This is a genomic window from Pseudomonas subflava, from assembly GCF_023823685.1.
In the GTDB taxonomy this organism is placed as follows: domain Bacteria; phylum Pseudomonadota; class Gammaproteobacteria; order Pseudomonadales; family Pseudomonadaceae; genus Aquipseudomonas; species Aquipseudomonas subflava.
Window position 1 is genome coordinate 85,557 of the sequence record NZ_JAMXBF010000008.1, and the last position, 19,509, is coordinate 105,065.

At 66.6% G+C, this 19,509-nt stretch carries 17 protein-coding genes; 11 read left to right on the forward strand and 6 right to left on the reverse strand.

From position 1 onward, the window contains the following. The first annotated feature begins 77 nt into the window (after positions 1-77). The 3 genes from NF616_RS13175 to NF616_RS13185 are packed head-to-tail and all read left to right on the forward strand — an operon-like array spanning position 78 to position 1,833. A complete protein-coding gene (locus NF616_RS13175) occupies positions 78-707 on the forward strand; it encodes an FMN-binding negative transcriptional regulator (protein ID WP_252273741.1) in 630 nt (209 codons plus the stop codon). Positions 708-721: 14 nt separating this feature from the next. Beyond that, positions 722-1,165, forward strand: coding sequence for a GNAT family N-acetyltransferase (locus NF616_RS13180; protein WP_252273742.1), 444 nt, complete (start codon positions 722-724; stop codon positions 1,163-1,165). Continuing rightward, a complete protein-coding gene (locus tag NF616_RS13185) occupies positions 1,162-1,833 on the forward strand; it encodes a GNAT family N-acetyltransferase (protein WP_252273743.1) in 672 nt (223 codons plus the stop codon). The genes NF616_RS13180 and NF616_RS13185 overlap by 4 nt, the downstream gene beginning before the upstream one ends. Before the next feature lie 1,112 nt (positions 1,834-2,945). Here NF616_RS13185 and NF616_RS13190 read toward each other — a convergent pair. Next, positions 2,946-3,764, reverse strand: a complete 819-nt coding sequence (locus NF616_RS13190) for a helix-turn-helix domain-containing protein (RefSeq protein WP_252273744.1) — start codon at positions 3,762-3,764, stop codon at positions 2,946-2,948. Positions 3,765-3,927: 163 nt separating this feature from the next. Here NF616_RS13190 and NF616_RS13195 point away from each other — a divergent pair, with 163 nt between their 5' ends. From NF616_RS13195 to NF616_RS13205, 3 genes are all read left to right on the forward strand, one after another. Continuing rightward, entirely contained in the window at positions 3,928-5,376 is a 1,449-nt protein-coding gene (locus NF616_RS13195) for an alanine/glycine:cation symporter family protein (RefSeq protein ID WP_252273745.1), read from the forward strand. A 113-nt stretch (positions 5,377-5,489) separates the two neighbouring features. Further along, positions 5,490-6,479 (forward strand): asparaginase, encoded by a 990-nt coding sequence (locus NF616_RS13200; protein WP_252273746.1) that lies wholly within the window; start codon positions 5,490-5,492, stop codon positions 6,477-6,479. Positions 6,480-6,561: 82 nt separating this feature from the next. Continuing rightward, positions 6,562-9,816, forward strand: coding sequence for an autotransporter family protein (locus tag NF616_RS13205; protein ID WP_252273747.1), 3,255 nt, complete (start codon positions 6,562-6,564; stop codon positions 9,814-9,816). Between the two features lie 205 nt (positions 9,817-10,021). On the opposite strand, the gene glsB is transcribed toward NF616_RS13205, so the two are convergent. After that, positions 10,022-10,942 (reverse strand): glutaminase B, encoded by a 921-nt coding sequence (glsB, locus tag NF616_RS13210; protein ID WP_252273748.1) that lies wholly within the window; start codon positions 10,940-10,942, stop codon positions 10,022-10,024. 178 nt (positions 10,943-11,120) lie between these two features. Between glsB and NF616_RS13215 the strand changes: the two genes are divergently transcribed. The 3 genes from NF616_RS13215 to NF616_RS13225 all read left to right on the forward strand — a co-directional run bounded on the left by NF616_RS13215 (position 11,121) and on the right by NF616_RS13225 (position 13,817). Then, positions 11,121-12,146, forward strand: a complete 1,026-nt coding sequence (locus NF616_RS13215; protein ID WP_252273749.1) for a histone deacetylase family protein — start codon at positions 11,121-11,123, stop codon at positions 12,144-12,146. A gap of 23 nt (positions 12,147-12,169) precedes the next feature. After that, positions 12,170-13,258: a polyamine ABC transporter substrate-binding protein gene (locus tag NF616_RS13220; RefSeq protein WP_252273750.1), complete on the forward strand. Its 1,089-nt coding sequence runs from the start codon at positions 12,170-12,172 to the stop codon at positions 13,256-13,258. Between the two features lie 208 nt (positions 13,259-13,466). Continuing rightward, on the forward strand, positions 13,467-13,817 hold the full coding sequence (locus NF616_RS13225; RefSeq protein ID WP_252273751.1) for a hypothetical protein: 351 nt from the start codon (positions 13,467-13,469) through the stop codon (positions 13,815-13,817). Between the two features lie 3 nt (positions 13,818-13,820). Here the strand turns inward: NF616_RS13225 and NF616_RS13230 are convergent, their stop codons facing one another. From NF616_RS13230 to NF616_RS13240, 3 genes are all read right to left on the reverse strand, one after another. Further along, positions 13,821-14,255, reverse strand: coding sequence for a CBS domain-containing protein (locus NF616_RS13230; RefSeq protein WP_252273752.1), 435 nt, complete (start codon positions 14,253-14,255; stop codon positions 13,821-13,823). Between the two features lie 282 nt (positions 14,256-14,537). Beyond that, positions 14,538-15,362 carry an HDOD domain-containing protein gene (locus tag NF616_RS13235; protein ID WP_252273753.1) on the reverse strand — a complete coding sequence of 275 codons (825 nt, stop codon included), beginning with the start codon at positions 15,360-15,362 and terminating at the stop codon, positions 14,538-14,540. Between the two features lie 125 nt (positions 15,363-15,487). Beyond that, positions 15,488-16,525, reverse strand: coding sequence for a threonine aldolase family protein (locus NF616_RS13240; RefSeq protein ID WP_252273754.1), 1,038 nt, complete (start codon positions 16,523-16,525; stop codon positions 15,488-15,490). A gap of 355 nt (positions 16,526-16,880) precedes the next feature. Between NF616_RS13240 and NF616_RS13245 the strand changes: the two genes are divergently transcribed. Together NF616_RS13245 and NF616_RS13250 are read left to right on the forward strand one after the other, a co-directional pair. After that, positions 16,881-17,096, forward strand: coding sequence for a DUF1127 domain-containing protein (locus NF616_RS13245; RefSeq protein ID WP_252273755.1), 216 nt, complete (start codon positions 16,881-16,883; stop codon positions 17,094-17,096). A gap of 148 nt (positions 17,097-17,244) precedes the next feature. Next, positions 17,245-17,640 (forward strand): hypothetical protein, encoded by a 396-nt coding sequence (locus NF616_RS13250; protein WP_252273756.1) that lies wholly within the window; start codon positions 17,245-17,247, stop codon positions 17,638-17,640. Between the two features lie 57 nt (positions 17,641-17,697). On the opposite strand, the gene oadA is transcribed toward NF616_RS13250, so the two are convergent. Continuing rightward, positions 17,698-19,503 carry a sodium-extruding oxaloacetate decarboxylase subunit alpha gene (gene oadA / locus NF616_RS13255; protein ID WP_252273757.1) on the reverse strand — a complete coding sequence of 602 codons (1,806 nt, stop codon included), beginning with the start codon at positions 19,501-19,503 and terminating at the stop codon, positions 17,698-17,700. Positions 19,504-19,509 lie beyond the last annotated feature (6 nt).

The window sequence follows — 19,509 nt, forward strand, 5'->3', positions numbered from 1 at the left end:
ACTGAAGTCGCAGGAAATGGCTCTTACAACGGGCCAATATCCTGCCTAGCATGAGGCCATTCCGCCAGGAGCTGCCCATGTACACGCCCGCTTCCTTCCGCCAGGACGACCTCGCCGCGCTGCATGCGCAGATGCGGGACAACCCCTTCGCCCTGCTCACCAGCGTCGGCAGCGAAGGCGTGCAGGCCAGCCATCTGCCGCTGCTGCTGGAACCCGGCGAGGGCGAATTTGGCACCCTCTACGGCCACTTCGCCCGCGCTAATCCGCACTGGCGCGAGATGCAGGGTGGCACCGAGGCGCTGGCGGTGTTCTCCGGCCCGGACGCCTACATCAGCCCCGGCTGGTACCCGGCCAAGGCCGAGCACGGCAAGGTGGTGCCGACCTGGAACTACATCGCCGTGCACGCCCGCGGCCCGGTCGAACTGATCGAGCAGCCGGAGCGCCTGCTGCAGATCGTCAGCCGCCTCAGCGATCAACACGAGAGTGGCCGAGCCCGGCCCTGGGCGGTGAGCGATGCGCCGCGCGACTACATCGACACCATGCTGCGCGCCATCGTCGGCTTCGCCCTGCCGATCCGCCGCCTCGACGGCAAGTGGAAGCTCGGCCAGAACCGCCCGGCCGCCGACCAGGCCGGCGTGCGCGACAGCCTCGCCAACTCCAGCCCCCGCGACCGCGAAGTGGCGGCGCGCATGACCACCATCGACTGAACAGGGAAGCCCGCATGCTCGATATCCGCCCCATCACCGCCGCCGACCACGCCGCCTGGCTGCCGCTTTGGCAGGGCTACCAGCGCTTCTACAACGCCACGATCGCCGACGAGACCAGCGCCCTCACCTGGCAGCGCTTCCTCGACCCGGCCGAGCCGATGCACGCCGCCCTGGCCTGGCGCGACGGCGAGGCCGTGGGCCTGGTGCATTCCATCTACCACCGCAGCTGCTGGACCACGGGCGACTACTGCTATCTGCAGGACTTGTACGTCGCGGAACACATCCGCGGCGGCGGCATCGGCCGCGCGCTGATCGAACACATCTACGCCCAGGCCGCTGCTGCTGGCGCCAGTCGCGTGCATTGGCTGACCCAGGAAATCAACTACCCGGGCCGCATGCTCTACGACCGCATCGCCGACCGCTCCGGCTTTATCCAGTACCGGAAGCTGCTGCCATGAGCGCCGACCTGAGCCAGTGGCAGCCGCGCCCCTTCCCGCCACATGACCCGCTGCAGGGCCGCTTTATCCGCCTGGAACCACTGGATACCGCCCGGCATGGCGATGATCTCTGGCAGGCATTGCAGGGCCCGGACCCGGCGCTGTGGGACTACCTGCCCTACGGCCCCTTCACCGAGCGCACGACCTTCGATGCCTGGCTGGCCGCCAACGCCGCCAGCCGCGACCCGCAGTTCTATGCCATGGTCGAGCAGGCCGGCGGCCGCGCCCTGGGCCTGCTCGCCTACCTGCGCATCACGCCCAAGGACGGCTGCATCGAGCTCGGCCATGTCGCATTCGGCGGCGCCATGCAGCGCACGCCGGGCGCCACCGAGGCGGTGTTCCTGCTGGCGCGCAACGCTTTCGACGAACTCGGCTACCGCCGCTTCGAGTGGAAGTGCAACTCGCGGAACGCCCGCTCTCGACGCGCGGTCGAACGCTTCGGCTTCAGCTACGAGGGACTGTTCCGCCAGCATATGGTGGTCAAGGGCGAGAGCCGCGACACCGCCTGGTTCTCCATCATCGACAGTGAATGGCCGCAGTGCCGCGCCGCCTTCCAGCTCTGGTTGGCGGCCGACAACTTTGATGGCAGAGGGAGGCAGAAGACACGGTTGGAAGAGCTGCGTGGCTGAGCAATGCGTTGAGCTAACCTCCCACGTACCCATTCGAATCTGTGCTTAGATGAAAGCGCGTCAAACTGCAGATCGCTACTGGAGTGTTTTCTCTAACAATCTGCCAGTTGGTGCACAAGAGGTGCAATCTGCATCCAATCTTCAATGCATTGAACGTGTCCGCCACTTGAAACATAGCTGTGCCATGCCCGTATAAATCCATACTCATTGGAGCCGCACTCACTCTCGTAAAGCTGCTCGCATGCCACTATTGCACTTATAAGTGGCTCAGTTCTGGCTCGAGTCTCCGGACGCTCACAATTCACATCTACTGTTTCGATAGCAGTCTCAGTAATTGTCACTAGCTTCATGAGTATCTGAACAAGCCGTTCCGACAACGGACTATGAGTGCCTCCGCCCTCTGCCGGCAATGATCTAATCGACCAATATATTGCGTATATCGTGAATCGACGTATGTCTATATCGGCCATAACCTGTCCAAACATTTTCTGGAGGATGCGGTAAATAGCTGCTGTTGCGCAGGTCTGCGTCGTGCTCCGTTGCTCGGTAAGCGCTAATCGTGTGACCCACGATTTCCAGAACTTTATTGTGGGCTCTGAACGCATGTGCATATTCATGTGCTAGTACCCAAGTAAGCCCGAGCTGCGCAACCATGTTTCCGCCCACAACCGCAGGACCAGCAGCTCCCAATACTTCGTATGCTTGTGGCCACGGTGCACTTACGCAGTGTTTGATTAGCCCGGCACTGATAATAATCCCTAGAGCAGAGCCCTCGGCGAAAACCTGGTCCGATGTCTTTATAAAAAACTGCGGAACATCTACCTTCGTACCAAAATTTATTGAGCGTAGGTAGAACTGGTTGCCAAGCATGCTCTATAGCAAGAGAGAGATTAGAATCCTCTAAGCTGGCGAGGTATTCTTCAAAATCAACCGTCACCGAGTCATCAATATTAATAAAGTCCCTCATGGATTTAGCATCTCCAAGAATTAAGAGCTATGTCTGGTCAACATATCAGGCGCGGCGATAGATGCCAGCCAAATGCCATGCACTTTGGCTGGCTAGATCAAGTGGAATTGAGTTGGTCGGCTCAATGCAACTCCGCAGTTGAGCTCTACTCGATCTCGAACAACCCGTCCTTCAGCGGCGCCACGTTCAGCCGCTGGCGCACGTCCTCGTCGATGCGCGGGTCGTCCGGGCGGTACAGGCGCACCTGGCGGTAGGCGCTGATGCGGTTGATCTCGGGCCCCAGGTATTCCCACACCACGCGGGTGCAGGCCGGGTTGCGCCGGTCGCCGCTGGAGACGCCGGTCTTCAGGCCGTTGAGGCGGGTGAGGCGGCTCTTGTAGCTGGGAATGAGGATGGTCTGGCTCATCTCGTTGAGGGTGAGCGACTCGTAGTCCATCAGGAACAGCCGGTCCTGCAGCTGGAAGGCGGCGCCGAGGTAGCGGCAACGCACCCAGTCCTCGGCCTGCACGTCGGCGCTGGCCGAGCGCTCCTGGCGTTCCTGGCGCTCGAACAGGAAGTCGCCGTCTTCCTCCCACAGGTGCACCAGCGACAGCAGCACGTAGCCAGGAACCGACATGCAGTTGGAGTATTCGAAGTAATAGCCGCAGTAGCGGCGCAGGTCGCCGGTCTGCTCGCGCAGCGGGCTGAGTAGCTTGAGCAGGGCGTCGCCGCGCTTGCTTGCCGTATGGCCCGAAGTGCGCGCACCAATGAGGCGGGCGAACTGTTCGGCGGGCAGCAGCAGCTCGTAGTCCTCGACGCCGAAGAAGTCGCAGATGCGCTTGAGGTTGTAGGGCGTGGGGCGGCTCTGGCCGCCGAGGTACTTGTTGAACTGGGCGCGGTTGATGGCGAGCTTGCGGCACACCTCGGCAATCGAGCGGTAGTGGCTGCAAAGCAGCTTGAGGTTGTCGCCGAGGGCTTCCGACATGTGGCCATTCCAAGTGATGCGAGCGACGCGATTCTAGCATCAGGTAGCGCCAACTCGCCGCAACCCGCGAAATTGCCCGAGCCCAGCCACGGGCCGACCATGCGCCAGCCGCGCGTGCTGTACCGGCGTTCATCACGCATAACTACAAGAGAGACAACCCATCATGCTCGATCTTCTCAACGACCTGCTCTGGAGCAAGGTCCTCATCGTCGCCCTGGTCGGTCTCGGCCTGTATTTCTCGATCCGCTCCCGCTTCGTGCAATTCCGCTACTTTGGCAACATGTTCGGCATCTTCGCCGAAGCCTTCCAGCGCAAGCCGGGCCAGCTCAGTTCGTTCCAGGCGCTGATGCTCTCCGTGGCCGGCCGTGTAGGTGCCGGCAACATCGCCGGTGTGGCCGTGGCCATCATGCTCGGCGGCCCGGGCGCGGTGTTCTGGATGTGGCTCGTCGCCCTGCTCGGCATGGCCACCAGCTACTTCGAATGCTCGCTGGCCCAGCTTTTCAAGCGCCGCGAGCCCGACGGCAGCTACCGCGGCGGCCCGGCCTTCTACATCCAGCACGGCCTCGGCCTGCGCTGGCTGGCGATCATCTTCTCGATCCTGCTGCTGATGACCTTCGGCTTCGGCTTCAACGCCGTGCAGTCGTACACCGTCGCCACCTCGCTGCACGACACCTTCGGCCTGCCCACCCACTTCAGCGGCATCGCCCTGGTGCTGGTGATCGGCCTGATCATCTTCGGCGGCATCAAGCGCATCGCCAGCATGGCCGACGTGCTGGTGCCGATCATGGCCTTCACCTACATCGGCATGGCGCTGGTGGTGATCGGCATGAACATCGCCGAGGTGCCGGCCACCCTGGCGCTGATCGTCAAGAGCGCCCTCGGCCTGGAGCCGGCCTTCGCCGGCGGCATCGGCGCGGCCATCCTGATGGGCGTCAAGCGCGGCCTGTTCTCCAACGAGGCGGGCCTGGGCAGCGCGCCGAACGTGGCCGCCGTGGCCGAGGTCAAGCACCCGGCCGCCCAGGGCATCGTGCAGTCGCTGAGCGTGTTCATCGACACCCTGCTGGTGTGCACCAGCACCGCGCTGATCATCCTGCTCTCCGGCGTCTACCAGCCGGGCATGGAAGAGGCCGGCGTGGTCCTGACCCAGTCGGCGCTGGCCGCCCAGGTCGGCGAATGGGGGCGGGTGTTCGTCAGCATGGCGCTGCTGCTCTTCGTCTTCACCACCCTGGTGTACAACTACTACCTGGGCGAGAACGCGCTGGGCTTCTTCACCAGCAAGCGCTGGATGGTGCAGCTGTACCGGGTGCTGGTGATCTGCCTGGTGCTGTGGGGCTCGATGCAGGACCTGTCCACCGTGTTCGGCTTCGCCGACGTGACCATGGGCCTGCTGGCGCTGGTCAACCTGGCGGCGGTGTTCATGCTGTTCAAGGTCGGCCTGCGCCTGATGCGCGACTACGACGCGCAGATCGAGGCCGGCGTCGCCAGCCCGGTGCTGGACGCCAAGCAGTTCGCCGACCTGGATCTCGATCCGAGCGTCTGGAATGCGGCCCCTGGCCAGGCCGAGGCGGCCAGCGAGCGCGCCGAGATCGGTCACAGCCTGCATCAGCGCTGAGTCATGCGCTGAAATAAAAAGGGGGCACAGCGCCCCCTTTTTTTCGGTCCTACCTCTGCCCGACGGCCATACACTCGGGCGAAACGCCTATCGCCAACTGACCGGACGACCCCATGAACCCTTCGCAGAACCTGCTGGTGCTCTACACCGGCGGCACCATCGGCATGGAAATGAGCGAGGCCGGCCTGGCGCCGGCTTCCGGCTTCGAGGCACGGCTCAAGGCCGAGCAGGCCCTGCATCCGGAGCGCCCGGCGCCGGCCTGGCAGTTCCGCGAGCTGAGCCCGCCGATCGACAGCGCCAACATGCGCCAGGCCAACTGGCTGACCATGCGTGACACCATCGTCCAGGCGGTGGACGAGGAAGGCTTCGATGCCGTGCTGCTGCTGCACGGCACCGACACCCTGGCCTACAGCGCCGCGGCGCTGAGCTTCCTGCTGCTGGGCATCCAGGTGCCGGTGGTGCTGACCGGCTCGATGCTGCCCGCCGGCGCCGCGGGTAGCGATGCCTGGCCCAACCTGTTCGGCGCCCTGGCGGCACTGAACCTGGGCTGCCTGCCCGGCGTGCACCTGTTCTTCGACGGCGAGCTGCTGCACGGCGCCCGCGCCAGCAAGCTGAAGAGCGAGGCCTTCGATGCCTTCGTCAACACCGCACGCGCACGCCATGGTGCCCGCGCCGAGACGCTACCGGAGGCGCTGCACTACCGCCGCCCACGCCGCGAAGTGAAGCTGGCCGTACAGCCGCTGTTCCCCGGCCTGTCCGCCGCCCAGCTGCGCGCGGTGCTGGCCGATGTCGAGGCCGCGCTGCTGGAGTGCTACGGCAGCGGCACCGGGCCGTCGGACGATGCCGAGTTCCTCGCCGTGCTGCGCGAGGCGCGCGAGCGCGGCGTGGTGCTGGCTGCCATCAGCCAGTGCCCGCAGGGCCACGTCGATTTCGATGTGTATGCCGCCGGCAGCGCCCTGGCCGAGGCCGGCCTGGTCAGCGGCACCGGCATGACCCGCGAGGCCGCCCTGGGCAAGCTGTTCAGCCTGATCGGCGCGGGCCTTGCGCCGGCCGAGGCCGAGCGCCTGTTCGCCCTCGACCTGTGCGGGGAATGCGCCGACTGAGGGAGCGCGGGGCCTTCAAAATTCCGTAATACGTTCTGGGCATAGTCGCTGGCCTTATTATTCCAGCGACTGGTGACCCAGCATGAATCCGCTCCTGCGCCCTCTCCCCCTGGTCCTGGCCCTGCAGGCCGCTATCGCCGGCCCGGCCTTCGCCGCCGGCTTTACCGTCACCACCGGCAGCACGGTGAACAACGGGCAGAGCCTGACCGGCGCCGGCGTGGTGCAGCAGGGCGGCATTCTCAGCACCAGCGGCAGTACGGCGGCGGTCACCATCGGCAGCGGCACCTCGACCCTGACCAACGCTGGCGCCATCGAGCAGACCGGCAGCGGCCGAACCATCGATGCCAACACCGGCACCCCGCTACTGACCATCCGCAACGAAGAAGGCGCGCTGATCGACGCGGTCGGCAACGTCGCCATCCGTCTCAACCGCCCGGCCGGCCAGTACATCATCGACAACCAGGGCACCATTTCGCAGAGCGGCGTGAGCGTCGGCGGCGAGCGGGCGATCAAGGCCGACGCCGACTACACCAGCACCGGCAACCAGATCATCAACGGCGCGGCGGACAACCGCGACGCCACCATCAGCTCCACCGGCAACGACGCCCTGCGTCTGGGCAGCAACTTCACCCTGACCAACTACGGGCGCATCGTCTCCACCGGCACGGTCAACACCAGTTGCCCGGACTACGTCAGCGGCCAGTGCGCCAACGACTATTCCGCCGCCGACGGCGTGGCCATCGAGAACGAGCGCAGCAACGTCGCCATTCTCAACCACGGCAGCATCGAGGGCCCGCGCCACGGCATCGACGGCGGCGACCCGCTGGCGGCCGACGCCGATGCCGACCTGTTCGGCCTGGAGCGCCTGGTCATCACCTCGGCCGACGGCAACGGCGTGACCTTCGCCAAGGTGGTCGACGGCGTCACCACCAACGGCGTGCAGATCGCCAACCCGGTGGTGATCAACTACGCCGATGGCACCATCATCGGCCACAACGGCTCCGGCGTCGGCCTCGACGGCCACGGCGTGGTGTTCAACTATGGCCTGATCAGCGGCCGCTATGCCGGTGCCGGCAACGCCTATGACCATGAAGGCCTCGGCGTCACCACCAGCAACGGCGACGGCGACGGCGTCGATATCGACGGCATGGCCTACATCGAGAACCACGGCCGCATCGAAGGCCTAGGTGCCGGCGGCCTGGATTCCGGCGGCAACCCCAACGGTGCCGACGGCATCGCCGCCGGTGGCGGCACCATCATCAACGCCGCCGGCGCGACCATCTTCGGCCAGTCCAAGGGCATCCTGATCGACGACGGCGCCAGCGGCACCGCCTCGGCCACCGGCCGTGGCACCGACACCCCCCACGGCGGCGCGGCGCGCATCGACAACGCTGGCAGCATCATTGGCGCCGACGAGACCGCCATTGGCCTGGTCGGCGACTACGACGACGTGCTGATCAACCGCAGCGGCGGGGTGATCCGCGGCGGCGCCGACTCCACCCGCGTCGACCAGCTCGCCAGCACCACGGCCGGCGCCGCCGTGCAGATGGGCGCGGGTAACGACCAGGTACTCAACGCCGGTCTGATCGAGGGCCAGAACGGCCTGGCCCTGGACCTCGGCGATGGCGACGACCGCCTGATCCTGCAGGCCGGCAGCCGCTTCGTCGGCAGCGTCACGGGCGGCGCCGGCACTGACCGCGTGCTGCTCGACGATGCCGCCGGCGGCAGCTTCGGCAACAGCAGCGGCTTCGAACTGCTGCAGGTACTGCAGGGCAGCTGGAGCCTGGACAGCGACGACTTCAGCAATGGCGCCGAGGTGCTCGGCGGCAGCCTGCGCAACCTCGGCCGCATCGCCGGCGACGTGAATGTCGCCAGTGGCGCCGGCTTCGGTGGTGGCCAGGTCGGCGGCGACTTGAGCCTGGCCAGTGGCTCGCGCCTGATCCTCGACGTGGCCGCCGACGGCAGCCACAACCCCACTTCGGTCAGCGGCAGCGCCAGCATTAGCGGCGCGACCCTGAAGATCGTCGCAGGCTCGGGCGACTACCCGCGCCTGAGCCAGTACAGCGTGCTGCAGGCCGACGGCGGCATCAGCGGCCAGTTCGCCACGGTCAGCAGCAACCTGGCCTTCCTCACCCCCGAGCTCAGCTACGGCAGCGACAGCGTCGAACTGCAACTGCTCCGCAACGACCTGGCCTACGCCGACCTGGCCAGCAGCGGCAACGGTCGCAATGTAGCCAACGTGATCCAGGCCAGCGGCAGCGGTGAGCTCTACCAGGCCCTGCTCGGCAGCGATGCGGACAACGCCCGCCGCGGCCTGGAGCAACTGGCCGGCAGCAGCAACGCCAGCATGGCCAGCGCCACCCTGGCCGGCGGTGCGCAGGTCGGCAGCAGCATGCTCTCGGCCATGCAGCAGATGGGCGGCAGCGGCAATCTGCAGGCCTCCCTGTTGCGCGAAGACGGCCCGCAACTGGCCGCCAGCGGCGTGCCGCGCGACGCCCGCGGGCTGAACGATCCGAACGCCGCCGGACGCCTCTGGCTACAAGGCCTGGGCAGCCACGGCAAGCTGGACGCCGACAGCGGTGACATCCGCCAGGACAGCGCCGGTGCCGTACTCGGCGCCGACTGGGCCCTGGGCAGCGCCTGGCGCCTGGGCGTGCTCGGCGGCTACGGCCGCACCGACGTGGATGCCGACAATGCTAATAACGATATCGACAGCCTGCACCTGGGCGTCTATGCCCAGCACCAGAGCGGGCCACTGGCCCTGCGCCTGGGCGCCTCCTACAGCTGGCACGACAACAGCGGCGAGCGTGACGTCGACTTCAGCGGCTTCCGCGATAACCTGCGCGCCGACTACGACGCCCACAGCCAGCAGGCCTTCGCCGAGCTGGGCTACCAGCTGGCCGAGGGTCGCCTGCTCGCCGAGCCCTTCGCCGCCATCGGCTACCAGCGCTACAGCCACGAGAGCTACGACGAGAAAGGTGGTGCCGCCGCCCTGCACGTCGAGGAACAGGATCAGGACAACGTCAGCAGCACCCTCGGTGTGCGCGTCGCCCACCTCGGCAACCTGGACAACGGCATGAGCCTGACCCCGCGCGCCAGCCTGGGTTGGCGCCACACCTTCGGCGACCTGGAAAGCAGCGCGCGGCAGTCCTTCCTCACCGGCGGCGACGCCTTCAGCGTCGAGGGCGCGGCCCTGGATCGCAACAGCCTGCTGGTCGAGGCCGGTGTCGACCTCGGCCTGAGCGCCGAGCAGAGCCTGGGTCTGGGCTACAGCGGCGAGCTGGGCAGCGATGCGCAGAACCATGCGCTGATCGCCCAGTGGCAGGCGCGCTTCTAAGAGCCAAGCCAGCGATGTTGCCCGGACTTCAGTCCGGGAGCCGGCCGGGGTGTCCCGGACTGAAGTCCGGGCTACCGGCCAAGCGCCAAGCCAGATCGCTCCGCTGCTCCCATGCAAGATGGGGATGGCTTCCGTGGGCGGGTGAAACCCGCGTGTGAGATGCGCGGGTAACACCCGCCCTACGGATTCAACCCAACGGCGCGGCTCACCCCAGTGGGGCAAACACCGACCAGCCGATGCGCTCGCTGAGCGATTCCAGGGCCGCCATGCCGGCCAGGGAATTGCCGGCGGCGTTCAGCTCCGGCGACCACACGCAGACGCTGAAGCGCCCCGGCACCACCGCGACGATGCCCCCGCCGACGCCACTCTTGCCCGGCAACCCGACGCGGTAGGCGAAGTTGCCGGCCTCGTCGTACAGACCGCTGGTGGCCATGATGGCGTTGACCTGTTGGGTCTGCCTCGGGCTCAGCACGGTATCGCCGCTGCGCGGGCACAGGCCCTGGTTGGCCAGGAAGCCGAAGGCACGGGCCAGGTCGACGCAGCTCATGGCCAGGGCGCAGTGGTGGAAGTAGCTGCGCAGCACTGTCTCGACCTCGTTGTGGAAGTTGCCGAACGCCTGCATCAGGTAGGCCGCGGCGGCGTTGCGAGCGCGGTGCTGGTATTCCGACTCGGCGACCTTGGCGTCCGACACCACCAGCGGATTGCCGGACAGGCGCCGGGCCAGGTCGCGCATGGACAGCGCCGGGGCGGCGAAGCGCGACTGGTTGATGTCGCAGATCACCAGGGCGCCGGCGTTGATGAAGGGGTTGCGCGGACGGCCGCGCTCGAACTCCAGCTGCACCAGCGAGTTGAACGGCTGGCCGGATGGCTCGTGGCCGAGGCGCTGCCAGATGTCCTCGCCGGAATGCTGAATCGCCTGCACCAGGCTGAACACCTTGGAGATGCTCTGGATCGAGAACGGCTCGGCCGCATCGCCGGCGGTGTACAGGCTGCCGTCCACCCCCATCACGGCGATGCCCAGGCGCTCGGCCGGCACCTCGGCCAGGGCGGGGATGTAGTCGGCCACCTTGCCGCGGCCCAGCAGCGGGCGCACCTGGTCCACAATCTCGTTCAACAGCGCCTGCATGTTCGGCCTCTTGCGTGTACGGGTGCCGAAATAGACGCTCGGCCCACGCGCGCCATCACGCCGCGGGCGCAGCCCGTCGAAGTTGGCCGGATTTATCCCTTTGTTGGCCGGCGTTATCGTTTCCCGACCCGCCACCCGCGCCAACAATGCCGCCAGCCCCCTCGAGGAGAACAACAAGATGCTGACCTTCTACAGCGACGACCACCGCCTGCACCACGCCCAGGGCGAGATGGTCGACGGCGAATTCAAACCCTGCTTCGAGATGCCGGCGCGCGCCGACCATGTGCTGGCGCGGGTGCGCGAGCGCAACCTCGGCGAGGTGCTGGCGCCTCGGGAGTTCGGCCTGGCGCCGATCGCCCGCATCCACACCGGCGACTACCTGGACTTCCTGCAGAAGGCCTGGGCCGGCTGGGCCGCCCAGGGCAACACGGCCGACTTCCTGCCCGGCGTGTTCCCGGCCCGCCATCTGCGCGCCAAGCGCCCGGACGACCTCTACGGCCAGTACGGCTTCCACAGCTTCGACTGCTTCGCGCCGATCACCGCCGGTACCTGGCAGGCCGTGTACAGCTCGGCGCAGATCGCCCTGAGCGGCCAGGCCGAGATCGCCGCCGGCGCCCACAGCGCCTTCGCCCTCTGCCGCCCACCGGGCCACCACGCCAGCGCCGACGTGATGGGCGGCTACTGCTACCTGAACAATGTGGCCATCGCCGCCCAGGCCTTCCTCGACCAGGGCGCCGCACGCGTGGCGATCCTTGACGTCGATTACCACCACGGCAACGGCACCCAGTCGATCTTCTACGACCGCGACGACGTGCTCGTCGCCAATATCCACGGCAGCCCGAGCTTCGAGTACCCGCACTTCCTCGGCTACGCCGACGAGACCGGCGAGGGCCGTGGCGAGGGCTGCAACCTCAACCTGCCGCTGGCCGCCGGCAGCGCCTGGGACGTGTGGGGCGCGGCCCTGGAAACCGCCTGCCGGCGTATCGCCGCCTACGGCCCGGACGTGGTGCTGGTGTCCCTCGGCGTCGACACCTACCAGAACGACCCGATCTCCAGTTTCAAACTGGACAGCCCGGACTACCTGCGCATGGGCGAACGCATCGCCGCGCTGGGCAAGCCTACGCTGTTCGTCATGGAAGGCGGCTATGCGGTCGCCGAAATCGGCATCAATGCCGTCAACGTGCTCGAAGGTTTCCAGGGCTGAGCCCTGCACAGGAGAAGAACAACATGAAGAAACTGCTCGCCGCCGCACTCTGCGGCCTGACCCTGGCCGGGACCGCCCAGGCCGCCGACCGCGAACTCAAGGTCTACAACTGGTTCGACTACATCACCCCGCAGACCCTGACCCAGTTCAAGCAGGACAGCGGCATCAAGCTGACCTACGACATCTTCGATACCAACGAGGCGCTGGAGGCCAAGCTGCTCACCGGCAACTCCGGCTATGACCTGGTGGTGCCGTCCAACGTGTTCCTGGCCAAGCAGATCGAGGCCGGGGTATTCCAGGAGCTCGACCGCAGCAAACTGCCCAACTGGCAGCACCTAGACCCGCAGCTGATGAAGCTGATCGAGGCCAACGATCCGGGCAACCAGTACGCCGTGCCCTACATGTATGGCACCGTGCTGATCGGCTTCAACCCGGACAAGGTCAAGGCCGCCCTCGGTGACACGGCACCGGTGGACAGCTGGGACCTGATCTTCAAGGAAGAGAACATCGCCAAGCTCGCGAGCTGCGGCGTGGCCCTGCTCGACTCGCCGTCGGAGATCCTGCCGCTGGCCCTGCACTACCTGGGCCTGCCGCCGAACAGCACGGAGCCGGCCGACTACGCCAAGGCCGAAGAGCTGCTGAGCAAGATCCGCCCGCATGTGCGCTACTTCCACAGCTCCAAGTACATGAGCGATATCGCCAACGGCGAGATCTGCGCAGCCGTGGGCTACTCCGGCAGCTTCTCCCAGGCCGCCAACAACGCCAGGCAGGCGAACAATGGCGTGACCGTAGACATGCGCCTGCCCAAGGAAGGCGCGCCGATCTGGTTCGACATGATGGCGATTCCCAAGGATGCGAAGAACATCGACGAGGCCCACGCCTTCATCGACTTCCTCCTGCAGCCACAGGTGATCGCGCCGATCTCCGACTTCGTCGGCTACCCCAACCCGAACAAGGACGCCACCGCGCTGGTCGCCGAGTCGATCCGCAGTAACCCCAACCTCTACCCGACGCCCGAGGCGATGAAGACGCTCTACACCCTCGAGCCGCTACCCCGCGCGGCCGAGCGCGCGCGCACCCGGGCCTGGAGCAAGGTGAAGACCGGTAATTGAGTCTGCGCTGGGTCAGATGCACTCGCGAAAACAGCCCGCTATCCGCACCGCGAAGTGCAGCGGATGGCCGGCTGTCGCTTCGCTCCGAGACCGCCCTATGAGGCAGAGCCCGCTGCCGCGCGGACAACTGACGAAGCGCTTGGACAGGCGGGGCGGCGGCTGCTTAGTTGACTGGGCAGCGCTTGCGCTTACCCGCATGGAGTTTCCCATGAACAGATTGCCGCTCGTCCTCGCGACCCTTCTCGCCACCCTCCTCGCCAGCAACGCCCAGGCCGTCAGCCTGCCGGAGCTGGACGTCACCTGCCCCACCGACCTGGCCGTGCGCAGCCAGGCCGGCGGGCCGGTGTTCATCAACGGCAAGCAGGCCACGCTGAGCAAATTCAGCGAGCAGTACTACGAGGCCAAGGGCGAGGGCGTGACCATTTCCATCAGCTTTGAAGCCGACGGCACGCCGAGCGTGACCTACACCGGCCGGCACGGCGCCAACGGCGTGTGCAGCAAGCGCGAGGAATCGCCGGAGCAGGCGCCGCCGGCGGAACAGGCGACGCCGCAGGGCTAGGCCTCACTCGCCGCGGATGTACTGTTCCAGATGCTGGATCAGCCCGTCCTGCTCGGCCAGGGTCTCCTTGACCAAGTCGCCGATGGACAGCAGGCCGAGCAGCCGCTCGCCTTCCACCACCGGCAGGTGGCGCAGGTGGCCGTCGGTCATCAGGCCCATGCATTCGCGGATGCTCTGCTGCGGCTGCACCGTCACCACCGGCACGCTCATCACCTCGCGCACCGCGGTGCCGATGGACGAACGTCCTTCGAGCACACCTTTGCGGGCGTAGTCGCGTTCGCTGACGATGCCCACCAGCCGGCTGCCATCGATCACCGGCAGGGCGCCGACATTGTGCGCGGCCATCAGCCGCAGCGCTTCCAGCATGTTGGCGTCTGGCGCCACGGTATGGACGTTCTGTTGCGGTTTGCTGCGAAGCATCTGCGCCACGGTCTTCATGCGGATTCCCCTTGTCCTCTGTTCGCGTCGATGGGGCGAAGCATCGGCCAAGGGGAGCGCAACGGGCCAACCGGAGATTTTCATGGCGGCCATTGAGAAATTCACTGGCGCGCCGGTTTCAGGGAAAGCCTGCCTGCTGTCGGAGCCAGGCCAGGCCGGGCGCAACGGCGACAGCACGCGCTTATCGAAAGGCGCAGAAAGCGCGGTCAACGAAGGGCAGATGAGCCCCTCGCCACGCGCTAATGCGGCAGGGCCGTGCGTCCGCAGAGCTTCACTCCGCCTTCAGTCCAGCAACTGGCTGAAGCCCTTGTCGGCCTCCAGCACCTCCGGCAGCTTGTCGAACAGCGCGTCGAGGTCGATGCCCTCGCACAGCGGGCTGTCCAGCTCCTGACGGGTCTTGGCCAGATCGCCGTCGTGCTCGCGCAGGGCCTCGGCGATCAGCACCGCCTGGGCCACCAGGCGCGGCAGCGGCATGTCCACCGGCGCCTGATGCGGGCGAGCCTGCAGGGCGATGGCCTGCTGGATCACCTCGGGCAGCTGCCAGCGCCGCGCCAGCTCGGCGCCCACCTCGGGGAAGCCGAAGCCCAGCTGCAGCGTCTCCTGCGCCACGCGGCCGGCGGCATCGGTTTTGCCGCCGCGATTGAGCCGCGCCGCCAGCTCGGGGGCGCCGGTCTGGATCAGCAGCTCGCCGATGTTGTGCATCATCCCGCAGGTGAACGCCGTCTCCATCGCCACGCCGCGGGTCTTGGCCAGCAGCCGGCAGATGCTCGCCACCTGGAAGCTGTGCAGCCAGAACGCCTTGAGGTCGAAGCCGGAATCGGTCTTGAACGCGCCGGTCACCGCCGAGGCCAGCACCAGCGTGCGCAGCGTGTTGAAGCCCAGCCGCGAGGCGGCATCCTCGACGCTGTGCGCCTCGCGCGCGCCGCGAAAGCGCGCCGAGTTGGCCAGGCGCAGCACCTTGGCCGCGATCACCGGGTCGAGGTTGATGTTGCGCGCGACCGCGTCGAGGTTGGTGTTGGGATTGTCGAACTGCTGGATCAGGTCCTGGGCGACCTTGGGAATGCTGGGAAGGCTGTGCAACTGCGCGAAGAGGCTGTTGATTTCCATAAGCGACGTTCTCCGGCGAAGCGGAAAAAAGTGAGGGGTGGGACTGAAAACATTAGCCAGCCCACCCCGGTCCACCCCTGCCTTTCGTCGGCCGCCTTGCCTGCCGCTGCGCTGCGGCGCGGGTTTCAGCCCATCGCGCGGCGGATGTCCGCGGCCAGTTCGCGCACCCGCGCCTCCTCGGTATCCCAGGCGCACATGAAGCGCGCGCCGCCGGCGCCGATGAAGGTGTAGAAGCGCCAGCCCCACTCGCGCAGCCGCTCGATGGCCCGCTCCGAGAGCTGCAGGAACACGCCGTTGGCTTCCACGGGGAACATCAGGCTCACGCCCGGCACGTCCGCCACCAGCTCCGCCAGCAGGCGCGCGCAGTGGTTGGCATGGCCGGCGTGGCGCAGCCAGGCGTCGTCCTGCAGCAGGCCGACCCAGGGCGCGGAGAGGTAGCGCATCTTCGAGGCCAGCTGGCCGGCCTGCTTGCAGCGGTAGTCGAAGTCCTCGGCCAACGCCTTGTTGAAGAACAGGATGGCCTCGCCCACCGCCATGCCGTTCTTGGTGCCGCCGAAGCACAGTACGTCGACGCCGGCCTTCCAGGTCAGCTCGGCCGGGCTGCAACCGAGGAAGGCGCAGGCGTTGGAGAAGCGCGCGCCGTCCATGTGCAGGTTGAGATTCAGCTCCTTGCACAGCTGGCTGACGGCGGCGACCTCGTCCGGACGGTAGACGGTGCCGACCTCGGTGGCCTGGGTCAGGGTCACCACGCGCGGTTTCGGGTAGTGGATGTCCTGGCGCTTGAGCGCCACCTCGCGGATCGTCTCGGGCGTCAGCTTGCCGTCCAGGGTGCGGGCGGGGAGCAGCTTGGAGCCGTTGGAGAAGAACTCCGGCGCGCCGCATTCGTCGGTCTCGACGTGGGCCGTCTCCGAACAGATCACGCTGTGGTAGCTCTGGCACAGCGAGGCCAGGGCCAGGGAGTTGGCGGCGGTACCGTTGAAGGCGAAGAACACCTCGCAGTCGGTCTCGAACAGCTGGCGGAACCGGTCGGCGGCGCGGGCCGTCCAGCTGTCCTCGCCGTAGGCGCGTTCGTGGCCGCGGTTGGCTTCGGCCATGGCGGCCCAGGCCTCCGGGCAGACGCCGGAATAGTTGTCGCTGGCAAATTGCTGGGTGTGGTCGGTCATGGGATTTCCTCGTGGGAACACCGGTAAATCTAGCCAGCCGCAGCCGCCTCGTGGGCGTTTGCGCTGGCAATAACAGTTGCATCAGTTTCGGATCGGCAAAAATAACTGTACCGCCAGCAAACTGTCGCATCTGGCCTGGTCCCTAGTGAAAACTCTCGCGAGGTCCGTAGCAACCCGAACTTTCACGGATGACCAGTACAGTTGTCGCCATAGGACCAGAACAGTTGCAAAGCCGCCTAACTAATAGGCCTGCAATTTAGCCCAGCTGTGCCTGCAAAATCGACTGGGCAGTCAGGAAAATAGGCTTCCAATAGAACACCACTTAGCCCCGCAGATCGCGGAAGGAAGCACCACCATGGAACGCATACTCAGTTCCGACCTGATGTTCCAACAACAATCCCCGGCCGCCAACGGCGCCCTGCCCCTGCGCGTTTTGGGCACCCTGCTGCTGTGGCAGCGCCGCGCCAGCAGCCGCCGTGAACTGGCTCGCCTCGACGAGCGCCTGCTGGCCGACGCCGGCATCAGCACCTACGACCGCGCCGTGGAGATCAGCAAGCCGTTCTGGCGCTGAGTCGTACCGCCTGCTAACGAAGGGAAGCCGAGGGCTTCCCTTTTTTGTGCCCGCCGCTCGGGGCATCGCCAAGCCAGGGGCAAGCCGCTATAGTGCGCGCCGCCGCGATAGCGGCAATCTGCCACTGCTTGCGTACAAGGAAGTCGAGATGTCCCTACTGAAGTCCGCCGCCCTGCTTGCGGCGAGCATCGCCCTCGCCGGCTGCTCCACCGGCGCCTGGTTCAAGCTGCCGGAAAACAGCACCCTGATCGTCAACGAACGCCCGGTCAAACACAACCAGGGCCTGGTGCGCAGCCGCCCGTTCTCCTGGGGCGCCGCCGGCGGCGTGCCGTACCGGCTGGAAGACGCACAGGCCAACACCATCCAGCGCGGCAAGCTACGCAGCCGTTTCCGCGTGGCCTCGATCTTCTGGCCGCCGGTAGGCATCGCCTACTGGCCGATGGGTTTCGGCCAGCGCTGCTACGACCTCACCGGCGCCGAACCGCAGACCTGCACCTACCAGGACTTGATCGACCTGCGCCGCAACCAGCGCCTGCGTCGCTGATACCCCGCCATGAAAAAGGGGAGCCGCGGCTCCCTTTTTTTCATCGCTGCGCCGCCGTCAGCCGATTTCCACCAGCACCTCGCCCGGGTTGACCCGGTCGCCCTTGGCCACGTGGATGGCCTTGACGGTGCCGGCGATGGGCGCCTGGACCTCGGTCTCCATCTTCATCGCCTCGGTGATCAGCACGGCCTGGCCGGCCTTGACCGCATCGCCCTCCTTGACCAGCACGTCGACGATGTTGCCCGGCATGGTGGTGCTGACGTCGCCCGGCGCGCTGGCGTGTTTTCGCTTGCCGCCGGCCCCGGCGACGAACTCGTTGAGCGGCTCGAACACCACCTCTTCCGGCATGCCGTCGATGGACAGGTAGAAGTGGCGCTTGCCGTCACCTTTCACGCCCACGCCGGTGATGTCCACGCGATAGCTCTCGCCGTGCACATCGACCACGAACTCGGTCGGCACGCCCTCGCCACCGGCCGCCGCCACGCCACCGGCCTCGGGAATCGGCAGCAGCACTTCCGGGGTCAGGGTGCCGGCGGCGCGCTCCTCGAGGAACTTGCGGCCGATGTCGGGGAACATGGCGAAGGTCAGCACGTCTTCCTCGCTCTGGGCCAGCGCACCGACTTCGCTGCGCAGGCGGTCCAGTTCGGGCTTGAGCAGGTCGGCCGGGCGCACGTCGATCACGTCTTCGCTGCCGATGGCCTGCTTGCGCAGCTGCTCGTTGACCTTGCCCGGCGCCTTGCCGTAGCGGCCCTGCAAATACAGTTTCACCTCGTTGGTGATGGTCTTGTAGCGCTCGCCGGCGAGCACGTTGAAGAACGCCTGGGTGCCGACGATCTGCGAGGTCGGGGTGACCAGGGGCGGGAAGCCCAGGTCCTCGCGCACCCGCGGAATCTCCGCGAGCACTTCGTTCATGCGGTTGAGCGCACCCTGCTCCTTGAGCTGGTTGGCCAGGTTGGAAATCATCCCGCCCGGCACCTGGTTGACCTGCACGCGGGTATCCACGCCGGTGAACTCGCTCTCGAACTGGTGGTACTTCTTACGCACGGCGTGGAAGTACATGCCGATCTCCTGGATCAGCTCCAGGTCCAGGCCGGTGTCGTAGGGCGTGCCGCGCAGGGCCGCGACCATCGACTCGGTGCCCGGATGGCTGGTGCCCCAGGCGAAGCTGGAGATGGCGGTGTCGATGCGGTCGGCGCCGTTTTCCACGGCCTTGAGCTGGCACATGCTGGCCACGCCGGCGGTGTCGTGGGAGTGGATCACCACGTCCAGCGGCAGCGCCTCCTTCAGCGCGCGGACCAGCTCGCCGGTGGCGTAGGGCGTCAGCAGGCCTGCCATGTCCTTGATGGCGATGGAGTCCACGCCCATGGCAGCCATCTGCTTGGCCTGCTCGACGAAGGCGTCGATGGTGTGCACCGGGCTGGTGGTGTAGGCGATGGTGCCCTGGGCGTGCTTGCCGGCGGCCTTCACCGCCTCGATGGCGACGCGCAGGTTACGCACGTCGTTCATCGCGTCGAAGATGCGGAACACGTCGATGCCGTTCACCGCGGCCTTGGCCACAAAGGCACGCACCACGTCGTCGCTGTAGTGGCGGTAGCCGAGCAGGTTCTGCCCGCGCAGGAGCATCTGCAGGCGGGTGTTGGGCAGCGCGGCCTTGAGCTTGCGCAGGCGCTCCCACGGGTCTTCCTTGAGGAAGCGCACGCAGGCGTCGAAGGTGGCGCCGCCCCAGACTTCCAGCGACCAGTAGCCGACCTTGTCGAGCTTGTCGCAGATGGGGAGCATGTCCTCGGTGCGCATGCGCGTGGCGATGATCGACTGGTGGGCGTCGCGCAGAATGGTGTCGGTAACGCTGATCTTCTTGGTCATGTTCTC

What these genes read in the sequence shown, in the direction of transcription:
- NF616_RS13195 (WP_252273745.1), top strand. Translation starts at nt 3,928, where the DNA reads ATGCTCGATCTTCTCAACGACCTGCTCTGGAGCAAGGTCCTCATCGTC.
- NF616_RS13175 (WP_252273741.1), top strand. Translation starts at nt 78, where the DNA reads ATGTACACGCCCGCTTCCTTCCGCCAGGACGACCTCGCCGCGCTGCAT.
- NF616_RS13240 (WP_252273754.1), bottom strand. Translation starts at nt 16,525, where the DNA reads ATGACCGACCACACCCAGCAATTTGCCAGCGACAACTATTCCGGCGTC.
- NF616_RS13190 (WP_252273744.1), bottom strand. Translation starts at nt 3,764, where the DNA reads ATGTCGGAAGCCCTCGGCGACAACCTCAAGCTGCTTTGCAGCCACTAC.
- glsB (WP_252273748.1), bottom strand. Translation starts at nt 10,942, where the DNA reads ATGCAGGCGCTGTTGAACGAGATTGTGGACCAGGTGCGCCCGCTGCTG.
- NF616_RS13185 (WP_252273743.1), top strand. Translation starts at nt 1,162, where the DNA reads ATGAGCGCCGACCTGAGCCAGTGGCAGCCGCGCCCCTTCCCGCCACAT.
- NF616_RS13235 (WP_252273753.1), bottom strand. Translation starts at nt 15,362, where the DNA reads ATGGAAATCAACAGCCTCTTCGCGCAGTTGCACAGCCTTCCCAGCATT.
- NF616_RS13245 (WP_252273755.1), top strand. Translation starts at nt 16,881, where the DNA reads ATGGAACGCATACTCAGTTCCGACCTGATGTTCCAACAACAATCCCCG.
- NF616_RS13220 (WP_252273750.1), top strand. Translation starts at nt 12,170, where the DNA reads ATGAAGAAACTGCTCGCCGCCGCACTCTGCGGCCTGACCCTGGCCGGG.
- NF616_RS13215 (WP_252273749.1), top strand. Translation starts at nt 11,121, where the DNA reads ATGCTGACCTTCTACAGCGACGACCACCGCCTGCACCACGCCCAGGGC.
- NF616_RS13205 (WP_252273747.1), top strand. Translation starts at nt 6,562, where the DNA reads ATGAATCCGCTCCTGCGCCCTCTCCCCCTGGTCCTGGCCCTGCAGGCC.
- NF616_RS13200 (WP_252273746.1), top strand. Translation starts at nt 5,490, where the DNA reads ATGAACCCTTCGCAGAACCTGCTGGTGCTCTACACCGGCGGCACCATC.
- NF616_RS13225 (WP_252273751.1), top strand. Translation starts at nt 13,467, where the DNA reads ATGAACAGATTGCCGCTCGTCCTCGCGACCCTTCTCGCCACCCTCCTC.
- NF616_RS13180 (WP_252273742.1), top strand. Translation starts at nt 722, where the DNA reads ATGCTCGATATCCGCCCCATCACCGCCGCCGACCACGCCGCCTGGCTG.
- oadA (WP_252273757.1), bottom strand. Translation starts at nt 19,503, where the DNA reads ATGACCAAGAAGATCAGCGTTACCGACACCATTCTGCGCGACGCCCAC.
- NF616_RS13250 (WP_252273756.1), top strand. Translation starts at nt 17,245, where the DNA reads ATGTCCCTACTGAAGTCCGCCGCCCTGCTTGCGGCGAGCATCGCCCTC.
- NF616_RS13230 (WP_252273752.1), bottom strand. Translation starts at nt 14,255, where the DNA reads ATGAAGACCGTGGCGCAGATGCTTCGCAGCAAACCGCAACAGAACGTC.